Here is a 1,511-nt window from a genome sequence, read left to right on the forward strand (position 1 = left end):
GGCGCGCCTCGCCGGCGCCCGGTCCCTCACCGACGTCAGCGACGGCCTGCTGCGTGACCTGTCGGGCCTGGCGCGCGCGTCCGACGTAGCCGCCGATCTCACCATGGACGCGCTCCCCGTCGACCCCCTCCTGTACGAGGCCGCCGGGACGCTCGGTGCGGCCGACCCCGACGCGCAGGTCACCGACTGGGTGCTCGACGGCGGCGAGGACCACGGCCTGCTCGGCACCTTCCCGCCCGGGGTCACCCCGCCGGCCGGGTTCACAGTGATCGGCACCGTCCGGGCCGGTGAGCCGGGGCGCGTCACCCTCGACGGCGAGCCGCGGGTCCCCGGGGGCTGGGACTCTGCGCGGGGCGCGAACTAGGGTGGACGCATGGCCATCTACGCACTCGGAGACCTCGAACCCGACATCGCCCCCGACGCATGGGTCCACCCCGACGCGGTGGTCATCGGGCGGGTGACCCTCGGGCCCGGCGCCTCCGTGTGGCCCACCGCCGTGCTCCGCGGGGACTACGGGCGCATCGAGGTCGGCGCCATGTCCAACATCCAGGACGGCACCATCGTGCACTGCACGGCGACCGACGCGACGATCATCGGCGAGCACTGCGTGGTCGGGCACAACGCCCACATCGAGGGCGCGACCATCGGCGACCGCACGCTGATCTCGTCCGGGTCGATCGTTCTCAACGGCGCCGTCATCGGCTCGGGCGCCGTCGTCGCCGCGGGATGCCTGGTGCCCCCGCGGTTCGAGCTGCCCGACCGCCGCATGGCGATGGGCATGCCCGCGAAGATCCGGGAGGGCCACGAGGTCGACCCCGCGATGCTCGAGGGCAACACGCAGATGTACCACGACAACGCCATGCGCTACCGCGCCGACCTGCGACGCCTCGACTGACCGGTGAGCACACGACGCGCCCCCGCGCCGCTCGCCGACCTCCTCGACCCCGGCTGGGCGGAGGCCCTGGCCCCGGTCGAGGAGCGGATCCACCGGATGGGCGACTTCCTCCGCGCCGAGAACGCCGCCGGCCGGGGCTTCCTGCCGGCCGCCGACCACGTCCTGAGGGCGTTCACCCAGCCGTTCGACGACGTCCGCGTGCTCATCGTGGGCCAGGATCCCTACCCCACGCCCGGCCATCCGATCGGACTGAGCTTCGCGGTCGAGGCGGACGTGCGCCCGCTGCCACGCAGTCTGGTCAACATCTACCGCGAGTACACCGACGATCTCGGGCTGCCGGCCCCCGCACACGGTGACCTCGGCGCGTGGACCCGGGCGGGGGTGCTGCTCCTCAACCGGGTGCTCACCGTGGCCCCGGGCGAGCCCGCCTCCCACCGCCGTAAGGGCTGGGAGGAGATCACCCAGCGGGCGATCGAGGCGCTCGTCGAGCGCGAGCGACCCATGGTGGCGATCCTGTGGGGGCGTGACGCGCAGTCACTGACGCCGATGCTCGGCGACACCCCGGTCATCGCCTCTGCGCACCCCTCACCGCTGTCGGCGTCGCGGGGCTTCTTCG

At 73.7% G+C, this 1,511-nt stretch carries 2 protein-coding genes and 1 pseudogene; all 3 read left to right on the top strand.

What is annotated here, in order from left to right:
* Positions 1-364, top strand: a pseudogene (locus G6030_RS10610) (thiamine-phosphate kinase); the annotation flags it as partial.
* 9 nt (positions 365-373) lie between these two features.
* A complete protein-coding gene (locus tag G6030_RS10615) occupies positions 374-895 on the top strand; it encodes a gamma carbonic anhydrase family protein (RefSeq protein WP_182643097.1) in 522 nt (173 codons plus the stop codon).
* 3 nt (positions 896-898) lie between these two features.
* Positions 899-1,511 (top strand): uracil-DNA glycosylase (locus G6030_RS10620; RefSeq protein WP_182643098.1); only part of this gene is annotated, 613 nt, incomplete at its 3' end.

Source organism: Dietzia sp. E1 (genome assembly GCF_014145015.1).
GTDB lineage: Bacteria > Actinomycetota > Actinomycetes > Mycobacteriales > Mycobacteriaceae > Dietzia > Dietzia cinnamea_A.